Annotated in this window: 22 protein-coding genes and 2 pseudogenes; 11 read left to right on the top strand and 13 right to left on the bottom strand. The window is 67.9% G+C overall.

Translation table 11 applies throughout. From position 1 onward, the window contains the following. Positions 1 to 158 precede the first annotated feature (158 nt). Both ACZ4S3_RS36240 and ACZ4S3_RS36235 read left to right on the top strand, forming a co-directional pair. Complete coding sequence (locus ACZ4S3_RS36240; RefSeq protein ID WP_467942510.1) at positions 159 to 1,367, top strand: MFS transporter; 1,209 nt, start codon at positions 159 to 161, stop codon at positions 1,365 to 1,367. 112 nt (positions 1,368 to 1,479) lie between these two features. Then, positions 1,480 to 2,058, top strand: coding sequence for a hypothetical protein (locus ACZ4S3_RS36235; RefSeq protein WP_467942667.1), 579 nt, complete (start codon positions 1,480 to 1,482; stop codon positions 2,056 to 2,058). 99 nt (positions 2,059 to 2,157) lie between these two features. On the opposite strand, the pseudogene ACZ4S3_RS36230 reads toward ACZ4S3_RS36235, so the two are convergent. From ACZ4S3_RS36230 to ACZ4S3_RS36220, 3 genes and pseudogenes are all read right to left on the bottom strand, one after another. Next, a pseudogene (locus tag ACZ4S3_RS36230) lies at positions 2,158 to 2,241 on the bottom strand (helix-turn-helix domain-containing protein); the annotation flags it as partial. Positions 2,242 to 2,655: 414 nt separating this feature from the next. Then, the gene (locus ACZ4S3_RS36225) at positions 2,656 to 3,390 is read right to left on the bottom strand and encodes an SDR family oxidoreductase (protein ID WP_467942507.1); all 735 of its coding nucleotides are present in this window, start codon (positions 3,388 to 3,390) and stop codon (positions 2,656 to 2,658) included. After that, positions 3,387 to 3,653, bottom strand: a complete 267-nt coding sequence (locus ACZ4S3_RS36220; protein ID WP_467942502.1) for an Atu4866 domain-containing protein — start codon at positions 3,651 to 3,653, stop codon at positions 3,387 to 3,389. The genes ACZ4S3_RS36225 and ACZ4S3_RS36220 overlap by 4 nt, the downstream gene beginning before the upstream one ends. Positions 3,654 to 3,794: 141 nt before the next feature. Here ACZ4S3_RS36220 and ACZ4S3_RS36215 point away from each other — a divergent pair, with 141 nt between their 5' ends. Continuing rightward, positions 3,795 to 4,628 (top strand): helix-turn-helix transcriptional regulator, encoded by an 834-nt coding sequence (locus ACZ4S3_RS36215; RefSeq protein WP_467942498.1) that lies wholly within the window; start codon positions 3,795 to 3,797, stop codon positions 4,626 to 4,628. A gap of 159 nt (positions 4,629 to 4,787) precedes the next feature. Here ACZ4S3_RS36215 and ACZ4S3_RS36210 read toward each other — a convergent pair whose 3' ends face one another. Continuing rightward, complete coding sequence (locus ACZ4S3_RS36210) at positions 4,788 to 6,368, bottom strand: FAD-dependent monooxygenase (RefSeq protein WP_467942495.1); 1,581 nt, start codon at positions 6,366 to 6,368, stop codon at positions 4,788 to 4,790. Positions 6,369 to 6,424: 56 nt separating this feature from the next. Here ACZ4S3_RS36210 and ACZ4S3_RS36205 point away from each other — a divergent pair, with 56 nt between their 5' ends. Beyond that, complete coding sequence (locus tag ACZ4S3_RS36205) at positions 6,425 to 7,129, top strand: TetR/AcrR family transcriptional regulator C-terminal domain-containing protein (protein WP_467942492.1); 705 nt, start codon at positions 6,425 to 6,427, stop codon at positions 7,127 to 7,129. Between the two features lie 4 nt (positions 7,130 to 7,133). Here the strand turns inward: ACZ4S3_RS36205 and ACZ4S3_RS36200 are convergent, their stop codons facing one another. From ACZ4S3_RS36200 to ACZ4S3_RS36180, 5 genes are all read right to left on the bottom strand, one after another. Further along, positions 7,134 to 7,298 carry a hypothetical protein gene (locus tag ACZ4S3_RS36200; RefSeq protein WP_467942488.1) on the bottom strand — a complete coding sequence of 55 codons (165 nt, stop codon included), beginning with the start codon at positions 7,296 to 7,298 and terminating at the stop codon, positions 7,134 to 7,136. A 365-nt stretch (positions 7,299 to 7,663) separates the two neighbouring features. Next, positions 7,664 to 8,485, bottom strand: a complete 822-nt coding sequence (gene whiG, locus ACZ4S3_RS36195) for an RNA polymerase sigma factor WhiG (protein ID WP_467942660.1) — start codon at positions 8,483 to 8,485, stop codon at positions 7,664 to 7,666. A gap of 233 nt (positions 8,486 to 8,718) precedes the next feature. Continuing rightward, on the bottom strand, positions 8,719 to 9,270 hold the full coding sequence (locus ACZ4S3_RS36190) for an RNA polymerase sigma factor (protein WP_467942484.1): 552 nt from the start codon (positions 9,268 to 9,270) through the stop codon (positions 8,719 to 8,721). Then, positions 9,271 to 9,489 (bottom strand): hypothetical protein, encoded by a 219-nt coding sequence (locus ACZ4S3_RS36185; protein WP_467942480.1) that lies wholly within the window; start codon positions 9,487 to 9,489, stop codon positions 9,271 to 9,273. It lies immediately after the preceding gene. A 199-nt stretch (positions 9,490 to 9,688) separates the two neighbouring features. After that, complete coding sequence (locus ACZ4S3_RS36180) at positions 9,689 to 9,886, bottom strand: hypothetical protein (protein WP_467942478.1); 198 nt, start codon at positions 9,884 to 9,886, stop codon at positions 9,689 to 9,691. 377 nt (positions 9,887 to 10,263) lie between these two features. Here ACZ4S3_RS36180 and istA point away from each other — a divergent pair, with 377 nt between their 5' ends. Both istA and istB read left to right on the top strand, forming a co-directional pair. Continuing rightward, positions 10,264 to 11,616, top strand: coding sequence for an IS21 family transposase (gene istA / locus ACZ4S3_RS36175; protein WP_467942474.1), 1,353 nt, complete (start codon positions 10,264 to 10,266; stop codon positions 11,614 to 11,616). Continuing rightward, positions 11,613 to 12,383: an IS21-like element helper ATPase IstB gene (istB, locus tag ACZ4S3_RS36170; RefSeq protein ID WP_138359593.1), complete on the top strand. Its 771-nt coding sequence runs from the start codon at positions 11,613 to 11,615 to the stop codon at positions 12,381 to 12,383. Before istA ends, istB begins: the two co-directional genes overlap by 4 nt. 93 nt (positions 12,384 to 12,476) lie before the next feature. On the opposite strand, the gene ACZ4S3_RS36165 is transcribed toward istB, so the two are convergent. Then, entirely contained in the window at positions 12,477 to 12,920 is a 444-nt protein-coding gene (locus ACZ4S3_RS36165; protein WP_467942467.1) for a hypothetical protein, read from the bottom strand. Positions 12,921 to 13,896: 976 nt separating this feature from the next. On the opposite strand from ACZ4S3_RS36165, the gene ACZ4S3_RS36160 reads away from it, so the two are divergent. Next, positions 13,897 to 14,559, top strand: a complete 663-nt coding sequence (locus ACZ4S3_RS36160; protein WP_467942464.1) for a class I SAM-dependent methyltransferase — start codon at positions 13,897 to 13,899, stop codon at positions 14,557 to 14,559. A 158-nt stretch (positions 14,560 to 14,717) separates the two neighbouring features. Here ACZ4S3_RS36160 and ACZ4S3_RS36155 read toward each other — a convergent pair whose 3' ends face one another. Then, positions 14,718 to 16,076, bottom strand: a complete 1,359-nt coding sequence (locus ACZ4S3_RS36155) for a DUF6262 family protein (protein ID WP_467942459.1) — start codon at positions 16,074 to 16,076, stop codon at positions 14,718 to 14,720. 17 nt (positions 16,077 to 16,093) lie between these two features. Between ACZ4S3_RS36155 and ACZ4S3_RS36150 the strand changes: the two genes are divergently transcribed. Next, a complete protein-coding gene (locus ACZ4S3_RS36150; protein ID WP_467942456.1) occupies positions 16,094 to 16,795 on the top strand; it encodes a 2-phosphosulfolactate phosphatase in 702 nt (233 codons plus the stop codon). A gap of 511 nt (positions 16,796 to 17,306) precedes the next feature. On the opposite strand, the gene ACZ4S3_RS36145 is transcribed toward ACZ4S3_RS36150, so the two are convergent. Together ACZ4S3_RS36145 and ACZ4S3_RS36140 are read right to left on the bottom strand one after the other, a co-directional pair. Then, on the bottom strand, positions 17,307 to 17,519 hold the full coding sequence (locus ACZ4S3_RS36145) for a hypothetical protein (protein WP_467942452.1): 213 nt from the start codon (positions 17,517 to 17,519) through the stop codon (positions 17,307 to 17,309). Further along, complete coding sequence (locus ACZ4S3_RS36140; RefSeq protein ID WP_467942448.1) at positions 17,516 to 17,881, bottom strand: hypothetical protein; 366 nt, start codon at positions 17,879 to 17,881, stop codon at positions 17,516 to 17,518. The genes ACZ4S3_RS36145 and ACZ4S3_RS36140 overlap by 4 nt, the downstream gene beginning before the upstream one ends. 152 nt (positions 17,882 to 18,033) lie before the next feature. On the opposite strand from ACZ4S3_RS36140, the gene ACZ4S3_RS36135 reads away from it, so the two are divergent. The 3 genes and pseudogenes from ACZ4S3_RS36135 to ACZ4S3_RS36125 all read left to right on the top strand — a co-directional run bounded on the left by ACZ4S3_RS36135 (position 18,034) and on the right by ACZ4S3_RS36125 (position 20,265). Continuing rightward, the gene (locus tag ACZ4S3_RS36135; protein WP_467942444.1) at positions 18,034 to 18,240 is read left to right on the top strand and encodes a hypothetical protein; all 207 of its coding nucleotides are present in this window, start codon (positions 18,034 to 18,036) and stop codon (positions 18,238 to 18,240) included. A gap of 241 nt (positions 18,241 to 18,481) precedes the next feature. After that, entirely contained in the window at positions 18,482 to 18,790 is a 309-nt protein-coding gene (locus ACZ4S3_RS36130; RefSeq protein WP_467942440.1) for a hypothetical protein, read from the top strand. Between the two features lie 128 nt (positions 18,791 to 18,918). Beyond that, positions 18,919 to 20,265: pseudogene (locus tag ACZ4S3_RS36125) on the top strand (IS30 family transposase). The last annotated feature ends 57 nt before the right edge of the window (positions 20,266 to 20,322 follow it).

Below are 20,322 nucleotides of genomic sequence, written 5' to 3'. Positions count from 1 at the left end.
TATCGACCCTTTGCCGTCGCGGCCCATCACTGGAAGGCGGGTGCCATGGCCGAGGGCTGGGCGGCCCCTCCAACGGCGCGCGGGATATCACGAGTTGGGCTTCCTCGGACGAAGCGCCACCCCTTACAAAGGTTCAATGACTCTTGTACTGTTGGACCATGAACCCAAGGATCTACCTCCTGGCTCTCGGTACGTTCACAGTAGGAACCGAGGGGTATGTGATCGCCGGCGTACTCCCTGACGTGGCGCACGACCTGCATACATCAGTCTCCGTGTGCGGGCAGATGGTCACCGTGTTCGCACTGGTCTACGCACTCGCCGGGCCGCCATTAATCGGGCTGTTCCAGAACGTGCGGCCCAAACGGCTGCTCATCGGCGTCGCGTTGGGGTTCGCCGCGGCCAATCTGGTCGCCGCGGTCGCGCCCAACACCGCCGCTCTGGCCGGTGCGCGCGTGCTGGCCGCGATGGGGGCCGCGCTCTTCGCGGCTCCTGCGGCAGCGGCGGCCGCCGCCCTGTGTCCACCGAAGGACCTGCCACGGGCGTTCGCCGTGACGGCCGGGGGGAACGCGATTGCGCTCACCCTCGGCGCTCCGATCGGCACCATCGTGGGCGCCGGGTTCGGCTGGCGCGCGGCGTTCGGCTTTGTCACCCTTCTCGCGCTGATCACGGCGGTGGCCGTGTGGGCCGGGCTCCCCGATATTCCCCCGTCCACGGCATCGGCTGCCGGACGGCTCAATCTCCTGCGCCGGCGCCCGATCCGGTGGGGTCTGCTGACCACGCTGGGGCTCTTCCTGGCCGCGTACACCGTCTACACCTACCTTTCGCCCGTGGTGCACAAGGCAACCGGGCTCGGCAGCGAGGGCGTGGCCGCACTGATGATTGTCTTCGGCGCGGGCGGATTCCTCGCGGGACGGCTGATCGGCTCCGCGCTCGCCAAGCATCCGATCGCGACGGTCCTGCGCACCGTCCTGCTCGTGATGACGCTGCTCCTCGCCGTCCTCACCCTCACGACGTTCATGCACGTACCGGCCGTTGCCAAGGTCATCGCGTTCCCGCTGCTGTTCACCCTCGGCGCGGCATGGTGGTCCGGTGGTATCAGCCAGCAGACGCGGCTCGCCGGCCTCGCGCCGCAGCAGCGGTCCCAGGCCCTGGGCCTGCACTTCTCCGCCCAGTACCTGGGCGTGGCCATCGGTGGTGCGGTGGGCGGGCTCGTCCTCTCGGCGGCCGGTGCCGGCGCGGTGCCGGCGGTCGCCGGTGCCATCGCTCTGCTCACCATCCTCAGCGTCCGGCAGCTCGTACCGGATGCGCGGCCCGGCGGCTCTGCGGCCGCGGACCGTGAGCTGTCCAATGACGCGACGTCTGTGTGATGAGTGGTGAGCCCAGGCTCCGGAGTGCGTCCCCTCCGGAGCGACCCGCCTCATCAAACCTCGGCTCAACCCCCTTAACCACCAACAGCGTTACGCTGGCAAGGAGGCACCCATGGGCACAAACCGGCATGACTGGCTGTTCGGCACCGGTGCAACCCCCACCGAAAAGCTCCTGGCGCACGCGACGGCGGCGCTCGGTGCACTGGCAGTGGTCCTGGCCGGGCGCCACGTGGGCTGGTCCTGGTGGCAGTGGGCCCTCGGACTGGCGTTGGTCTGGGACCTGGTGGGGGGCGTCGTGGCCAACGGGCTCGACACCGCCAAGAGTTTCTACCACTCGCCGCTGCCCCCGACCGAGCGGAGGAGCGTCCGCTTCATGCACCATCCGATCGGCTTTACCGTCCTCCACATCCAGCCGATCCTCGCCGGGATCCTCTTCCCGGGCGGGACCTGGTGGTGGGGAGTGCTGTGGTACGGCTGGGCCCTCATCGGAGCCATCGTCGTCGAAGCCGCGTCAGAGCGGTTGCAGCGGCCGATTGCGCTGGCCGTCGTGGTCGCCGGCGCGATGGTCTCCCCGCTCCTTCCCGGCCCGGCCGGTCTGAGCTGGCTTCCTGTCGTGCTCCTGCTCAAGTTGGTGCTGGCACACGGTGTACCGGAAGGGAAAGGGGCACCCCACGGGGCAACCCCGGCGTGAAGTTCCGACGCGCGGGCTCAGGGGGAACGGCGTTCTTGCCGTCGGCTTCCGGTCAGACAGACGGGGTGTCCAGCCGGATCGGGGGCACCCGCCACCGGTCACCCGGTCCGCGCTGGTGAACGTCACCTCGGCGATCTTCGCCGTCGGCATGCCCTGCGCGGACAGCAACACCAGCGTTTGACGATGTCGAGGGTGCATCTTCGTGACGCTCGAGGACGGCTCCGGTTTGGTGGATCTCGCGTTCTTCGAGGACTCCCACGACGCCTGCGCGCACACGATCTTCCACTCGGGCCTGCTTCTGGTCCGCGGATTCGTCGAGAAGCGCGGCAACCGGCGCACCGTGGTCGGGCAGATGGCCTGGGACCCCGAGGAAGTCGCCACCACCCGCCGCGACTTGGGCCCCGGGGCTGCCCTTGGCCTGCTCGGCCGCACCACACCCGCCCCTACACCTGCGCGCAGCGACAGCACTGCGGGGCGGGCCGCACGATCGAGGGCGGGACGGCCGGGGCGAAACTCAGCGCCTGGAGACCACTTTGTGCAGCTCAGCGCCGGTGTGATCGCCAGTATCGTGTGCAACACGTGTGGCGCTACCGCGGGCTATTGGGCGCTTGTGGCGGGACGGACGACGATTTCGTTGACGTCGACCTGCGAAGGCTGGGAAAGGGCGTAGGCGATGGCCTCCGCGATGGCGGAGGCGGGCAATGCCACGGCGCGGTAGGTTTTCATGGCCTCCCTGGCAGCAGGGTCGGAGATGCTGTCGGCGAGTTCGGACTCGGTCACGCCTGGGGAGACGAGGGTGACCCGGATGTTCCCGGTGGACTCCTGGCGCAGCCCTTCGGAGATCGCGCGGACGGCGAATTTGGTGGCGCAGTAGACGGCGGCGGTGGGGGAGACCTCGTAGGCGCCGACGGAGGCGATGTTCACAAAGTGCCCGCCGCCCTGAGCGCGCATCTCGGGCAGGGCGGCGGCGATCCCGTGCAGGACTCCCCGCACATTGACGTCGATCATGCGGTCCCACTCGTCGGTCTTCAGCGCTTCCAGCGGCGAGAGCGGCATCACTCCGGCGTTGTTGACCACCACGTCCACTCGGCCGTAACGCTCGCGGGCGGCGGACACGAAGGCCCGGACATCGTCGGCATCCGTGACATCCAGCCGTTGGAACGCCGCAGTGCCGCCTGCGGTGGTGATCTCCCGGGTCAGCGCATCGAGGCGATCGGTGCGCCGTGCTCCAAGGAACAAACGGTGGCCGTCTGTGGCGAGTCGGCGGGCGGTCGCCTCGCCGATCCCGCTGCTCGCTCCGGTGACTGCCACGACCTTGGCTGTGTCTGTCATGTCTGCTTTTCCTCTCGGTGGAGCACGAGGTGCTCGTGGTAGAGCACGCCATCGCGGATGTCGCCCGTCGCGTGGAACCCGGAGTCGTCGACGTAATCGATGTGGCCGCCGGACACCGAATAGCGGCCCGTGTACGCGCTGCGCCGGTTACCGCGGGCCTCGTCGTACCGGCCGTCCGCCCGCAACTCCTGGCGGATGTGACCGTCCGCGGTCACCCACATGCCGACCACGTCGGCATGACCCTCCTCCGTGTTTCCTGTCATGACGGACTCCCCTCGTCCATGGGTGCGGATCTGTCCTGCCCGACCGAGTCTGGACAGGTCGGGGACCACCGACCAGGACGTGTGCTGCCTGGGTGCGGTGCACCCAGGCAGCACACCGCCCCCGCGACCTAGCCTCAGGACATGACCGACAACTACCTGGGAGAGTTCCTACGCGCACGCAGGGCGGGCCTACGGCCGCAAGACATCGGCATGGCGAGCTACGGCGTGCGCAGGGTCACCGGACTGCGCCGTGAAGAGGTCGCGGTCCTGGCCGGGGTGAACGCGGATTACTACACCCGCCTGGAACAGGGGCGCGAACGCCACCCCTCGGCCCACGTACTCGACGCGCTCGGCCGCGCCCTGCGACTGGACCCCGACGCCCACGCACACCTGCACCAGCTGGCCGGGACAGCGCCGAGTAACCAGTCCACCCACACCACGGACCGCGTCAGTCCCACCCTTCGCCAGCTGATGGACGGCTACCCGGGCGCCCCGGCGTTCGTCATCAACCCGACCTTGGACGTCCTGGCGAGCAACGCCCTGGCCGAGGCCCTGCACTCACCCTTCGAGCAGGCCGACAATCTGGCCCGCATGACCTTCCTCGATCCGGCAGGCCGACAGTTCTACACCAGGTGGAGTCGCACGGCGCAGGCCACCGTGAGCCATCTGCGTCAGGCGGCCGGCCTCGACCCGGACAACCCACGGCTGCGGGAACTCGTCCGCGCCCTCACCGAGCACAGCGCCGACTTCACCCGCTTGTGGAACACCCACGCCGTGCGTGGCAAGACCCAGGACGCCAAGCACTTCCTCCACCCGGACGTCGGACCCCTGGCGCTGACCTACCAGGCCTTCGACGTACGCGACGCTCCGGGCCAGCAACTTGTCATCTACCAGGCCGAACCCGGCAGCCCCAGCGCCCAGGCCCTCAACCTACTCGGCTCCCTCCACGCCACCTCGAATCAGGCCGCCCTGTAGCCGGAAGAGATGGCCGGGATCTGCCGAGCAATCGCCTCAGCCGGCACATGTGGCCCCTGCCGAGGAGGTGCTGCTCGGTGCGATGTCAGCCGGAGGCGTCCTGTGCTGCGGCCCGCGCCTGCGTGAGGGCCAGGCGGCAGGGTTCGGTCCCGGTCTGGATCAGGTGCTCGGCATCGGGACCAGCCTGGCCAGCACCTGGTCCAAGGCCTTGGTGAGGAACCGCGCCGGATCCGTCGCCGACGCCGTGGCGCGCATCGCGACGATCCCGTCCGGACGGACGAGCAGCGCCCCTTCGTCGGGGAGCCACGGGACCGCGACGCGATGCGCGGGGAGGCCGACGTCCGCCGCGGCGGCGAGCCAGCGCTCGCCGGCGACGCCCACCAGCAGGGTCCACCGGGACGTCACCAGGTCGAGCGTGGAAACCCCGTCGATCCACGCGTGGGGCACCCGTGAACCCGGCGACCCGTCCAGCACCAGGTCCACTGTGGACGGGAGTTCCGGCCGCGGGTCGACAACGGCGGCCGAATCGTACCTCTGGCCGACGTGCACGACCGGCGCCGCCCACACCCCTGCCGCCGCCCTGGCGGCGTCGGCCTCGGGTCCGCGTCCCCAGTGCAGCTCCGGGTCGGCGAGCCTGCGCATCGCCTGGTCCAGCGTCGCCGCGGCGACCGGTTCACGTTCGTGCGCGTAGGTGTCGAGCAGCCCGGCACCGGCTTCGCCGTGGTGGACGGCGGCCAGCTTCCACGCCAGGTTGTGCGCGTCGGCGACCCCGGTGTTGAGGCCGAACGCGCCCAGGGGCGACACGGTGTGCGCGGCGTCGCCCACGAGGAACACGCGGCCGACGGCGAAGCTTTCGGCCGCTGCGCTCCGGGGCCGCCACGAGAGCACGCTGCGCACCTCGACGTCGAGGTCGGGATCGCCGACCGCCAGCCGGACGACCGCGGCGCAGCGCTCGTGCGTGAAGTCCTCGGGGCGTTCGCCGCCGTCGACGTCGCAGGGGACGTGGAAGACCCAGTTCGTCTCGCCGTCCACGGTGGCCAGCAGGCCGGGCGCCTCCGGCGTGGTGATCGTGCAGGTGGCGAAGGACATTCCCCGCAGGTGCGGTCGGAGGTCGGCGCAGAACAGGATGTTGATCATCGACTTGCCCAGGTCGCCCGGCCCGGAGGTGCCCACGCCGAGCGCGGTCCGCACGGTGCTGTGCGTGCCGTCGGCGGCAACTACGCGCGTGCACCGCAGAGAGTAGCGGCCGTCGGGTCCCTCCAGTTCGACGTCGACCCCGTCGGCGTCCTGCGCGATGCCGACCAGGCGGGTCGACCAGCGAAGGTCCGCTCCGCGGCGTGCCAGGTCGGCTGCCACGACGGCGTCGACCCGGTCCTGGGCGCAGACGCCGCGCAGTCTGAACGGCGTCACGTCCAGTTCGTCGGCGGACGGGGTCGGCATGGGCACGGTCACGACGTCGCCCGCGCCCATCTCGACGACGGTCCGCGCCACCGCCTTGCCCGCGGCTCCCCGAAGGTCGACCGCGACGGCGTCGACGGCGGTGTCGAGTCCGAGTTCGCGGAGGATCTCGACGGTGCGCGGTCCGATGCCGGTGGCACGTGGGTGCACCGACGGCCCGGACCGGCGTTCGACGAGCACCGCGGGGACGCCGTGGTGGGTGAGCAGCGCCGCGGTGAGCAGGCCGACGCTGCCGCCTCCGACCACGAGCACCGGTACTTCTGGATACGCTGTCTCCGTCATGGATACATCGTAGCCAGAAGGTAGGATGCGGGTCAACGAGGAAAGGAACCGCCCCGATGACCGAACCCGTTCCCTCGTCGGTGTGGACCCGGCCGCGCCCCGAGCCGCGTCGACGCGCGCCTGGGGTGGACCAGTACGTGGCCGCCGCGCTGGCCGTCGCGGACGCGGAGGGACTGGCGGCGGTGTCGATGCGGCGGGTCGCGGGTGATCTCGGTTCCGGGACTGCCTCGCTCTACCGGTACATCACCAACCGCGACGAGCTGGTGGACCTGATGGTCGACGCGGCGCAGGGCGAGGATCCGCTGCCCGAGCCCGCTGATGACTGGCGTGCCGATCTGGGGGCGGTCGCGCACGCGTTGCGTGCGACGCTGCTGCGACATCCTTGGCTGGCGGGTGAACTGGCGGGGAGGCCCGCACTCGGCCCCAACTCGTTGCGGCGGTCCGAGTCCGCGCTGCGCGCCGCCGTCGCGCTCACGCCCGACATCACCCTGGCCTCGCAGGCGCTCGGCGCCGTGCACGCGTACGTGCTGGGCTCGGTCGCCGCCCAGCAGGCCCTTCGGCGCGCGGAGCAGCGCACCGGGCTCAGCGAGGAGGAGTGGCAGCGCAGCGTCGGCCCCTACATCAGCGAGGTCCTCGCGGCGGGCGAACACCCGATGCTCGCCCGCCGCGTCCTCGAAGCCGAGGAACTCGACCCCGACGTCGAGTTCGCGTTCGGCCTGGACTGCGTGCTCGACGGGCTCGCGGCCCGGCTGGGTCGCTGAGCGGTCAGTACGCGTAGCGGTTCACGGTCTCCGGGTGGAGGACGAGGCGGACCTGGTCCTCGGCCACGGTGCCCGCGATCGATACCCAGCGTTCGCGTTCACCCACCGGGGCGGCGACGACGATCGAGGCTCGGGGGGTCGGGGCGCAGGCGGCGCACATCGTCGTCACCCAGCCCACCGGCACGACGGTGCCCGACCTCGTGACCCGGGTGCCTGTCGGATCCCAACGGAGCGGACGTGCCGGCGCGGGCACCGTCCCCGGCCGCTGACGGGACCGCCCAGCTCTTGGGCGCCACTCGCGCGGGAGTTCACGGTGCTCCGCGCCCATGACCTGCTGCCCTTGTCACCGGGCGGGAGGACGCTGCTGAACTGGGAATGCCCGGACCACGCCGTCCTTCCCGGCCGACTGCCTCAGCTGCTGGTTCTCGACCTCCAGCACGTGGACTACGCGCGCCATCTGCTTGACGTCCGTACGCAGCTGGTTGTGCTTGCCGCGCAGGTCCGAGAACTTGTTCTTCAGCTCGTCAATGCTCTTCAGCGTCCGACATCGGCCAGCTTCGCTCTGAGCTGCAGTACGGCCTTGGTGTGGATCTGGCCGGCCCGGCTCTCCGTAACACCGAGGACATTCGCGATCTCAGCGAGCGTGAGGCCCTCGTAGTAGTAGAGCGAGACGACGGTCTTCTCGCGCTCGGGGAGGGTGTTGATGGCGCGCGCGAGCAACCGCCGCAGTTCGCGGTCCTCGGCCACCTCCACGGGGTTGTCCGCGGCAGTGTCCATCGCGCTCAGTCGGTCGCCGCCCTCGCCGCTGACGTGCAGTAGTTCCTCCAGCGCCACCACGTTGGCCAGCGACAACTGGCCAAAGACGACCCGGAGTTCGTCCACCGTGATGCCCAACTCGGCGGCCACCTCGGCCTCCGTGGGCGTCCGCCGGAGCCTGGGCTCCAGCGTCGCGTAGGCCCGTTCCACGCTCCGTGCCTTCTGCCGCACCGACCGCGGGTTCCAGTCCAGCGCCCGCAGTTCGTCGATCATGGCGCTGCGGATCCGGGTGATCGCGTACGTCTCGAACTTGATCTCGCGGTCGACGTCGAACGTCTCGATGGCGTCGATCAGCCCGAACACGCCGGAGGAGACCAAGTCGGCCTGTTCGACGTTGGGCGGCAGCCCCACGCTCACCCGGCCGGCGACGTACTTCACCAGCGGCGAGTAGTGCAGGATCAGCTGTTCCCGCAGCCGCTCGTCCCCCGTCGCCTTGTACGACCGCCACAGCTCGTCGACCGAGGTGGGAGCGGGAGGCCGACGGCCGCCACCTGCAGCCGGTGAGGCAGACGACCGCACGTCGAGCGCGGTGGTGCCCAGCGCCACGGTCCGAGCGGATGGGGTAGCTGCTGCCCGAGCCGCTGTGCGATCCGCACGCGCTAGAGGTGTTGTCGCGTCATGCCTAAGTTGTTCCTTGAGCCCGGCCAGGGATGCTTCCGTTTCCGCTGGTGACACTGCCTGAGTCAGCGCCACCTCCGTCGCGCGCAGCATGTCCCGGACCGGGTCGTACTCTGTCGGCGGGGGGGAATCAGCCGGCTCCTGCTGGTGCTTCGTCACTGCTGCTCTCCGCCCTCTCCGTTGAGCAGACCCAACTGCTTCAGTTTGACCGAAAGCGGCTCCAGCCTGCGACGTGCCTTGCTCAGCTGTACCCGCACAGTTGAGGGGTCGATCCCCAACATGTCGCCAACCTCAACAGTGGGGATACCGGCCAGGTAGTAGAGCGCCATCACCTCGCGTTGGCGAGCGGGGAGGCTCGCGATTGCTGTGCACACGTGAAGAAAGCCTTCCTTCACATCCATGAGCCCGGCCAGGTCTGGGCTATGCGTCGAAGACTCGGCGTCGTCGAGGGGCGCCGTGCCCGAGTGACGACTGCACACTTTGATCGCTTCGCGTATCACTGTCCTGGTGAGCCACGGACCCCAGTTCCGCACGGGGTCGGCGTCCGCGTTGCTGATACGGCGCCAGCACTGAACGAATGCTTCCTGTACGGCGTCGGACGCCAGAGCATGCTGGGCGCCACATACCAGGGCGGCTCTAGCGAGCAGCGGCCGATGCCACTCTCGGTACACCGCGTCGAATTCCTCCTCGAAAAATTGTCCGGGCATTCATTCCTGCTCGCTGTCGGGGAGCCGTACGGCCCATGAGACACCGTCCTGGTCGGTGACCTCAACGGAACCTCCGCCGGAGGAGAGCTGATGCAGGACGACCTTCAGCGTTTCGCGTCGGACCACCTCGCGGATCCAGTAGGCGTAGGCACGTGCTGCGATCCCGGCTGCGGCACTGGCACCGGTCGCCAGGCACGCCCAGCCCCAGGCTGTGAGCACTGTCGTGTCCTCTCTTTCATCCCTCTCGCGCCGGGAAGCCCCCGACACCCTGTAAGAGGGAAGCGGCCTGGAAAACGCGTAGGTGGATTACCGGAAAGACGAGGAGTCACCCGATCGAGTGGTGATCTGTGCGTCCGTCCGATATTCACAGCGAATGACTTGGAGGCGACAGGGCATGGCGGCAGCCGAGTACACGCGATCACGGGTCCAGGGGAGCCATGTTCGCGCGGTCATCCTCGTCATCCGAGATTCGGACAGCGAGGTACTCGGCCCAGTCACGTCTGGCGTAGGCGACCCAGCGGAGCGCGGTGTGGCAGTGCATCCCGGTCACGTCGGCGAGGATCGGGCTGGGGAGATCAGCAGCGAGGGCCTGGGCGGACTCGCGAGAGCTGGCCATCGGGTGTTGACCGGCTTGGTCTCGCCGCAGCGGGCGCACGGTTTCCCGGTGCGATTGCGTCGGTAGCAGGTGCCGCAGACCAGTTGGCCCTGCTGGTCGCGGCTAACGCAGGGTTGGCCCCGGCTGCAGGTCGAGCAGGTTGCCTCGGGGCCCTGGTAGCAGCCGTCGCAGAGGTCCGGCTTTCCGTCTGTCGGCGTACACGTGAACGTCCCCAGTCTCGTACGGATGAATAGGGACAGTTGCTGATGCGGTGAGACCTGCTGCTCGACACTCTGCTGCTTGGTCGATTCGGGTGGCGGAGGGGGCTGGCAGTGGTCTTGGATCCGCAGCGTTGGCTGGAGCTTCGGCGCTTTCGTGGCTTGCTGGAGTCCGGTGCGATGAGCCTGTCGGAGATCGCCAGGGAGACCGGGCTGGACCGGAAGACGGTCCGCAAGTACCTGTCGGCGCCGGGGCCGGCGACCCCTCCGCGGCGGTCGTCGAGCGGGCGGTCGCGGGCAAGGGTGATCGACGAGTTTGGGCCGCTGATCGACTCAATGCTCCGGGCCGAGGTCCTGATGAAGGCCGCGGTCATTCACGAGCGGCTGGCCCAGGAGTACGGCTTCACCGGCAACTATCAGCGGGTCAAGCTCTACGTTCAGACGGCCCGGCCCAGGATCGCCGAGGAACTCGGGATCACCCCCAAAGAACTGGCGGGGATGCACCGCCGGTTCGAGGTGATCCCAGGGGCCCAGGCCCAAGTGGACTGGGGTGACGAGGGCAAGATCCTCGCCCACATGGGCATCGCGAAGGTCTACTCCTTCCACATGACGCTGTCGTACTCGCGCGACCCGTTCTGCTGCTTCGCCACCAGCCAGGACCTGCAGACCTTCTTCGACTGCCACCGCCGGGCGTTCGCGCACTTCGGCGGGGCCCCAATGACGATCGTCTACGACCGGACCAAGACCGTCGTCCGCCGGCACGTCGCTCCTGGCGAGGCGGTCCCGCTGCATCCGGAAGCGGTCGGATTCGCCGGCCACTACGACTTCGATATCGACGTCCTGGCCGCCTACCGGCCGCAGGGCAAGGGCCGGGTCGAGCGGCAGGTCCTGATCGTCCGCGACCACGTCCTGTCCGGCCGGTCGTTCTCCTCCGTCGAGGAGATGGACGCCGCATTCACCGCGTGGGTGCCGCAGAGGCGGGCCCAGATCCACAAAACCCACCGGGAGGTCATCGCGGAACGGGCGGCGAGGGATCACGCGGCTCTCAAGCCGCTTCCCCCGACTCCGTATCTGGTGGCCGAACGGCAGCTGCGGCACGTCGGCAAGGACTGCCTGGTCGCCTTCGACGGCAACCTCTACTCCGTGCCAGCCTGCCGAGTCCGTGCTCGCCAGTTGGTCGAGATCCGGGCGACGAAATCCCAGGTCACGATGCATGCCACCCTCGCCGACGCCCACGGCAGCACGTTACTGGCCTCCCATCCCCGGGCCATTGGACGCGGTGCCCGTGTCGTCGACGAGTCGCACTGGGACGGCCTGCCCACCGGCAAGGGACGCCGAACCACCACCGGCGACGTCCCGGTCCAGCCTCGTCCGGAGCGGCCGCGGGGCGAGGAGGTCGGCCCCTTGCAGGCCCTGCTGAACAGAGCCGCGGCCACCCGGATCGAGGTCGGCCGACGGCCTTTGTCGGTCTATGACGAGCTGACCGGAACCCGGCCGTTCACCACCCATCGAGCGACGAAGGAATCCTCTTGAGCGAGCTGACCGGCAACCGCATCCGCACCACGGCCGGCAAGCTCGGCCTGCCCCACCTCGCGGAAACCATCAACGAGTTCACCCGCCGGGCGGACGAGGCAAAGATGGGTTACCTCGACTTCCTCGACCTGGTCCTCTCCGAGGAACTGGCCGTCCGCGACGACCGCCGCTTCCGCCAGGGCCTGCGACTTTCCCGGCTGCCGCACCACAAGACGCTCGATGAGTACGACTTCTCCTTCCAGCCCGACCTCGACCCGCGCAAGGTCAAAGACCTGGCCACCCTCTCGTTCGTCGAGGCCAAGGCGAACGCCGCTCTCCTGGGGCCTCCCGGGGTGGGCAAGACACACATCGCCGTCGCTCTGGCCGTCGCGGCCTGCCGGGCCGGCTACTCGGTCTACTTCACCAGCCTCGACGACATGGTCCGCAACCTCAAAGCCGCCGAAGCAGCCGGCCGCCTGGCCAACAAGCTGGGCACCTACCTGCGGCCGGGCGTCCTCGTGGTCGACGAGGTGGGCTACGAGATCCTCGAACGCGGAGAAGCGAACCTGGTCTTCCAAGTCATCTCAAAGCGGTATGAAAAGGGCTCGATCATCCTGACCTCAAACAAGACCTTCAGCGAATGGGGGCAGGTGTTCGGCGACGAAGTCCTCGCCACAGCCATCCTCGACCGCCTCCTGCACCACTGCGACGTGATCTCCATCAACGGCCCCAGCTACCGGCTCAAGAACCGACTCAAGGCCATCGAGCGAGACACCGACGTGGCCTGATCCGGGCCGGATATCCGACGAGGAACATGTTCCTTGTCGATTCGGAAGGTATGCCACGCCTCGCGATCGGTGACACTTGGTGATCGCACGGATTCAATCGAGCGCTCGCAGGACGAGGACCGTCTGCCGCGCAAGGGCCTGCTGGCACATTGGGTCCCGCTTCTCGTCTTCAGCTGTGACTCGCCCAGTCAACTGGGATACCAGGATTGCCTCGTAGCAGCTGGACAGGCACTCCAACGCTTCGTCGGCCGGCAGGAAGCCGCCAGGCGCTTCGAAGAGTCGAACCAGCGCCATCAGGAAGGGGCCGACCGCTGGCCTGGTGGGGACATCCGGCAGAAGGTCGTATTGGGTCAGGAAGTCTCGTGCGAAAGCCGTGTCGTCCCACCAGCTCGCTGGAGCTTGTGTGCGCAGGGTCAGTACGGACTTGACCAGCTCGCGGTGCGGTTCTGGGAAGAAGTCGTCGAACGGCGGCTCGAAAAGCGGCATCGTCGATGCCACCACGTCCAGCACGAGGTCGGCCCGCGTGCTGTTGTCCAACGCCTCCAGCTCCTCTCCGTACGGAGCGACGTTTTGGTCCCACAGCTCCAACCCAGTCCTCCAACGCTCTGCTACCTCTGAACCGTAGACGGGGACGTTCATCCGTACACAACTGGGGAGCCGAGGTTGTACGCCGACACCGTCGCTCGCATTGCGGGCGATGCGCTTGAGCTGTCCGTATCGACCGCACGGACGCCGCGGTCGACGGTGCCGGTTGTAACAGAGGTGACAGAGCGCGCCGTCATCGCCAACGAGGGCGGCGGCTGCGGTCTTTCCGCAGTTCACGCAGGTGTGCATGGGCGTTGTGGCAGCGTGCGCAGGTTTCGCGACGGCGGCTTCGGGCGTCGCACGAACCGCAGAGCCGCCCTTCGGGGCGGAGTTGTCGCAGGTCAGCCCTGATCTTTCCGCAGTGTGCGCATCCAGGGCGAACGACCGGATGTCCGGGGTGTCGGCGACGCGGTCGCCTGTGGGGCGTGGAGGCAGAGGCCGCGCTGAACGCCTCGCAGGCCGGGTCGAGTCCGGTGTGGGCGGCAAACGCGTCTTCAACGGCGTCGTCGCACTCGTCGAGGAAGTGCTCGACTTGTCGCGGCAGCCGTGCGAGGGCGACGGCCTATTCGCGGTCGAGCTAGTGGCTCGTCTCGCATCGCTGACCGGGTAATCGACGTGCCGCCCGTCGGGTGAGCCGACTGTCACCAGGACTCGATCTTGGAGGTGGTCGTGGGGCGTCGACCGAGTGTGTTTGTCCGGCCCGTCAGCATGGAGGAACGCCGTCGATCGCAGCGGGTCAGCCGGACGGCGAAGGATCCCGTCCGTCTGCGGCGGGCGATCGTGGTGCTCATGTCCGCCCAGGGCCAGACGGCCAAGGACATCACCTCGCTGCATGACAGGCGACCTAGCGATGGCCTGGGCGAACAGGCGGGAGGGGGTATCGTGATTCTCGCGGCTCGCCTCAGCGCCGGGAACTACTGTCGCGAGCATGGTCGAACACGATGCCCTCAGCGCCACCCGCGAGGCTTACGACGCTGCTGCCCCCACCTATGCGCAGCTGTTCCGCGACACGCTGCGTGACAGTCCCCTGGACCGCGCGATCTTGGGTGCCTTCGCCGAGGCCGTAAGTGCGAGTGGGGACGGTCAGGTCGCGGACCTGGGGTGTGGACCTGGCCATATCACCGCCCATCTGAACGAGTTGGGGCTAGCGGCGTTTGGTGTTGATGCCTCTCCTGCGATGATCAAGTTGGCTCGACAGGCCTATCCGAGCCTGCGGTTCGACGTGGGCTCGATGGCCGCGTTGAACATCGCTGACGGCGTGCTGGGCGGCGTACTCTCACGTTGGTCCATCATCCACACTCCGCCGCAGGAACTCCCCGTCATTCTGGCGGAGTTCCATCGTGTGCTGGCACCTGGCGGCCATCTTCTGGTCGGCTTTTCGGCAAGCGATGATCCGTCTCACCCGACGCAGGCCTTCGATCACACGGTCGCGCCGGCCTATCGGTGGTCGCCTGATCACCTCGCCGCGATGCTGCGCAAGTCCGGGTTGGCCGAGGTAGCCCGGATGGTTCGCGAGCCGCAGCCCACTGACCGACGGCAGTTCCAGGAGGTTCAGCTACTCGCCCGCAAAGCCTGGGCAGAGGCTGTCTGACCGGATACATGGCCGCATCAGACCTGCCGGACGGGGAGCCGCCAGGCTCCCGGCGGCGACTCATGATCAGGGCTCACCGTCCGTTCGAGCAGTGGACCGATCACCCGGCCAAGGCTGCGCGACAAGCCACTGGATCGAACTGGAGCCGGGTGTCGAAGTCATGAGGAGACTTGTTCCAGAAGCTGGGCTTCGAGGTCAGCGATCCGTTCGTCGGCGGAGCGGAGGTTCGTCCGGGCGCCTTCAAGGCGCTCATGGAGCTTGCGATGCCCTTGGGTGAGCTGGTGGACGCGTTGCTTGAGCGTCGTGTTCTCCACTGTTAGGGCCTGCAGAGATTCACCGGGGACCATCTGGTCGAAGTCACGGATCTGGCCCATGAGCTCGCCGATCTGTTGCCTCTGGGTGAAGACCTCCTTCTGGGTTCGAGTGAGTTCCTCTTCCGCGTTCAGGGCCCGCTCTCTCCAGGACGCCTCGATTCGCTCATGTTCTGCCTGGGCGAGCTGGTCATGCCGGCTCTCGCTGTTGATGACCGCGTTCTTCACCAGGGTGCGGGCATCGTGGTTTTCATAGAGGAAAGTGGCAGACACCGCGGCTCGCTTGGCGACTGCGCGAACGGTCAGGCGGCCGCGCTCGCGCCGAAGTTGGCCGATCGCGGTCTCGACTCGCGTCAGTCTCTCTTCGGTTTGGCGACGGCGGGCGGCGATCGCCGCGTTGGGGCGGAGGTGCTCATGCTGCCTCGTCTTCTTCCTCACGTTGGCGGGCGAGTTCTTGGGCCCGAAAGGCGGTGCTCCAAACGCCTCCGAAGTAGTCCTGCGGGCGCCGCAGGTCGAGGGCGAGGGCTCCGTGGAGGAGCCGACCGCGTCCACGGCCTTCTCGAGGCCCTCGATCGCGCGGGCCGTGGGCTCGAAGGCTTCATGGAGGAAGTCGGCCGTGGCGGGGTCCGGTGCTCGTTCGGCGAGCATGCGCCATCGCTCGCGTTTGCGCTGCAAGTAGACGAGATCGGCGCCGGCGAGGACGAACTTGTGGCAGTTGTGGCAGTCGAGGCTCCAGGGGCATGCGCCGCCGTTCATGACCGGTGGGTAGGTGCATAAGCCGCCCTCGGCGGGGGTGGACTTGCGCTTGAGGTCGATGGCCATGGCCTCGGCTTCTTCACGCGTCATCGGCTCGCCGGCGGACAGCACCATCCCGGGTTCGGCTGAGCCGGGTCCGCCGACCCAGACTGCGTTGAGGGCGTCGTTGAGCTGGGGGTCGGTATTGGCGAGGTGCACGTAGTGCTCAGCCATGACGTAGGAGACGTGGCCGAGGTAACGCTTGACGTGCGTCAGTTCCGCCCCGTTCTTGAGCAGGTTCGTGGCCGGCGTGTGGCTTGTGTCCGCAGAGGCCGTGTGCCGGTGCCCCGTGTGGCGATTGAGCAGGCATGTCGTTGCGCACTGCTTTCGCGACGCAGGCAGCCGGAGGTGTTGCATTCCGAGACCGTCGATGTGATGCGGATCACTCTCCGGGCGCTTCGGGTCAGGCATGCGCGATCATGATCGGAATGGACACTCGTTTCCTTGGCATCGCTGAGTTGGTCGAAGTCCCGTCCGTGGCGGTCGTAGTCGACGTTATGCGTGCTTTCACCGTGGCCGCCTGGACCTTTGCCCAGGGGGCGGAAAAGATCGTTCTTGCTGAGTCGCTGGACGCAGCCCTGGCGCTCAAGGCTTCGCATCCGGATTGGGTGGCGCTCAAAGACGGTCCGCCCGCGCCCGGGTTCGACATGGTCAACTCGCCGGGCCTGCTGCGGTCTGCTGACCTTGGCGGACGGACCGTTGTGCAGAAGACCACGGCAGGCACGGTCGGCGCCCTCGCGGTCAAGGAGGCGTCGCTGGTGCTGTGCGCCGGCTTCGTGGTGGCGGAGGCAACGGCTCGGCTCTTGCGGACGCGCAAGAGTGACGGCGTCACGTTCGTGGTCACTGGCGAAGATGGGCAGGCCGACGAAGATCTGGCGTGCGCTCAATACATCGCTCGGAGAGCCACCGAGGCTGGGACGGATGCTGCTGAGTTCCTCCGCCGCGCTGCCGCGTCGCGCGCCGCCGCCGAGCTGGCGGAGGGTGTGCGTCAAGGAGTCCATCCCGATGACGTTGCACTGTGTCTTGAGCTCGACCGGTTCCCCTTTGCCATGGCGGCGACCTTGGAAGGCTCGCTCATGGTCCTCCGTCCGTGCGCCGTGCCTTCGCTGACCGACGATGCCCCGATCTGATCGCTGGCGAGGTGCAACTCTCACCATGCGAGTAGAGAGCGGCCGCGAGCAGGGGCTGCAGGATGGCGTCTTCGACGGGTTGGGTCTTGTTCTCCGTGCGGCCGGAGGGCATCTCGGCGATAGCTGAGGCGGTGGCGCCGCCCCAGGGCCGCAGGGTTGCCGCGACCCGGTCCGCGGTGAACAGGTCACGGTAGTTGACCAGTCGACGACGGCCTGGGCGGCGGCGCGTCGGGTGCCGGGGCTCTGTACGCCGACGATGGCGCCGTGTCCGTCGAGCACATAGCGGCGGTGGGCCAGAAATGCCTCGCAAAGGCGTGTGTCGAGCATCTCCAGGCTTGCGATGGACCGCTTGTCGAGCCACTGGAAGAGGCGGGTGAGTTCGTCGAGACGGCCCACGCAGCTGCGTAGGTGGAGGGCGGTGGGGTGGGCCCGGGGCAGCGGGGCGACGGCTGGGTGCCGCGGGGCGAGCATGGCCAGGAGGAGTTCCTTGGCGATCAGCCGCCAGCGCAGATCACCGATGGCGGTGAAGTCGAGATGCCGGTGGCAGATCGGCAGTTGGACCGGCAGGCCGATGGCCGATGACCTCGTTGAAGTCCCAGACATCGTCCTCGAACAGCGAGCGGCGAAAGCCGTCAGGAAGAGGCAGCCCGGCCTCACTGCAGACGTCGGCGCCGGCGAAGACGGCAGAGGTGCCGTCGAAGGGGATCGTGATGGCGGTGGTCACGCGGTCATCTCCTCGGGCCGCAGCGGTAGTTCATCGTCAACGGCGTCAACGGCGTCAACGGCGTCAACGGCGTCAACGGCGTCGAGCTGGTCGGCTGCCGCAGCGAGGATGCTCGGGTCGAAGCGGTCCAGGACCTGCTGGATGCGGGCGGCGTAGGGGCCGAAAACGGCCATGAAGTGGGCGGCCGGCATCTGCTGCCACTGCCGGGAGAAGAACGCCTTGAGCCGCAGCAGGTTGACCGCGTGCCGGGGAGCGAAGACCGCCAGGGGACACGGCAGGCAGACCCATGGACGGGCCGGACAGGGTTTGCCCTTCGGGCCGTGCAGGCCGGACAGCTGGTCTCCGCAGGCGGCGGTGAACACGTCGCGCTACAGCCGATCGACGCGTCCGTGGGTTGGTGAACTGCCACGTCCAGGTGAATCACTGGTGTGCGGGGACTGGGCTGGTGGCTGGTGCAGTAGTTCCTGGGCAGCCAGTCACGGGGCGGGTACTGATCCAAGGGGAGGAATGATCTATGCGCGCACGTCTTGCGCTCGCCGTTGCGGCTGTCTTCGCAACCAGTGTTCTGGGTGGTGCCAGTGCCGCGGTCGCCGATGAGTATCCGCGCGAATCCCACAATGCGCCTAGGGTCGCGCTGATCAACACGGGGCAGAACGACGATCCTGTGGAGGACGTACTTGAGAATACGTTGAACTTCGGGGACGGGTACAGACGGGAGTGAACTGAAGCTGCGGGCCGGCCGTCACCTGAGGGCCGCTGTGTCGCCGGCGTTGCCTACGCGGCTGGTCAGCTTTGGGTCTGGTAGTGCCGGCGCCCACTGACTTGGGGGCTACGGGGTTGCCCCGCCTGTGTCGCGCAGGGCATCTCCGTGGCGGCGAATACCGCGTCCGTTCGTTTAGTGATCGTTTATTGAGGCTCGGCAGGATGTGAAGCGTCGAGAAGGATCCTGCGCAGGGGACGGTATGGCCAAGCTCTATCTGGAGAAGCTCAAGTGCGTCACGACTGAAGGCTGGAGCGGTTTCGACGAGCCGAGGCTTGTTGTCCAGAATCGTGGCACCGTGTGGAATGGGACGGTGCTGGGAGACCGGATGTACACCGTCAAGTACGACTGCGACTTCACGGGAACGATTGCCGTCTCTCTCGGGGAGATCAGCGGATCAGGCGGGGATGGCAGGCTCGGGGAGCAGTGGATCACGGATACGCCTGGTGAGCGCAGTCTGCGCTTCAGGGCGAATGGTGCTGAGTACAACCTGCTGTATGCGGTGGAGTAGGTAGCTCGAACTGAACCAGGTAGACGCCCGCCGGCCCCTGACGGAGTTCTGGCGCGCAGAACGCACGGCGCCCCCGCCCAGTTTTTCCGTTCTAGTGGTCGTCGCAACACTCCAGATGAAGGGGTGCGATGGACTTCGAAATTCGGGAGAACAGGGGTAAGCCGAGTGGGAAGAGGCTGGTCCAGGAACGGGCCGCATACTTCCAGCTCATGGAAGAGGGCTACAGCACGCGGGAAGCCGCGCGGATCGTCGGCATCAACTTGCGTACCGGTAAGCGGTGGCGCAACGGCTGGCACTCACCGCCCGGCGGCAAGAAGGCGGTTCCACCTGTCCAGCACGGGGAGGAGGAACCGGCTTCTGTCCCGTCCCGGTACTTGGGCGAGTCTGAGCGCATCCACATCGCCGATCGATTGCGCGAGAAAGCGTCGGTCCGGCAGATCGCGGCTGAGCTGGGCCGCAGCCCCTCCACGGTCAGCCGGGAGATACGTTGCAACCGGCGCCCCATGCCCAGGGGAGGGTGGACCTACCAGCCATTCCATGCCCACCGCCGGGTCGAGAGACGACGCGCCCGCCCCAAGCCCGGCAAGATCGGCCAGAACATCGAGTTGAGGAACTTCATCCAGGAGCACCTCATGATGCGGTGGAGCCCCGAGCAGATCTGCCAGGCTCTGCGGGCACGATTCCCCGACCGGCCGGAGATGCACGTGACCCACGAGACCATCTACCAGGCCCTCTACGTCCAGGCCCTCTACGTCCAGGCCCTCTACGTCCAGGCCCTCTACGTCCAGGGCCGCGGAGAACTCCGGCGGGAGCTGACCCGTGCCCTCCGCACCGGCAGGACCAGGCGACGCCCGCACCGTCACGTCCACAAGCGCGTCTCCGGCCCGATCAAGAACATGGTCTTGATCAGTGACCGGCTGGCCGAGGCCCAGGACCGTGCCGTCCCCGGCCACTGGGAGGGTGACCTCATCGTCGGCAAGGACGGACGGTCCGCAATCGGCACGCTGGTCGAGCGGGCCACCCGCTACGTGATGCTCGTGCGCCTGCAGCACGGGCACAGCGCCATCGCTACCCGCGACGCTCTCACCGCGACCGTCCAGACTCTCCCGCCGCACCTGTGGCGTTCCCTGACCTGGGACCAAGGCTCCGAGATGGCCGCTCACCGGGCATTCACCGTCGCCACCAACATCCCGGTCTACTTCTGCAACCCTGCAACCCTGCAACCCTGCAACCCCGCAACCCTGCAACCCCGCAACCCCGCAACCCCGCAACCCCGCAAGCCCCTGGCAGCGCGGCTCAATCGAGAACACGAACAGCCTGCTGCGTCAGTACTCCCCAAAGGCACCGACCTGAGCGGGCACACCCCCGAGCACCTGGAGGCCGTTGCCGCTGAACTCAATAGCCGCCCACGCAAAACGCTCGACCGGGAAACCCCAGCCGAGCGCCTCGCTAAGCTACTGGACCTAGCCAGCTGACCAGCAGTGTTGCAACGACCCCTCGAATTCGCCATCGGCGGGCCCTGGTCGGGTCGG

It is taken from the genome of Streptomyces sp. NPDC028368 (assembly GCF_055565615.1).
This window is presented reverse-complemented; position numbering and strand designations above follow the sequence as displayed.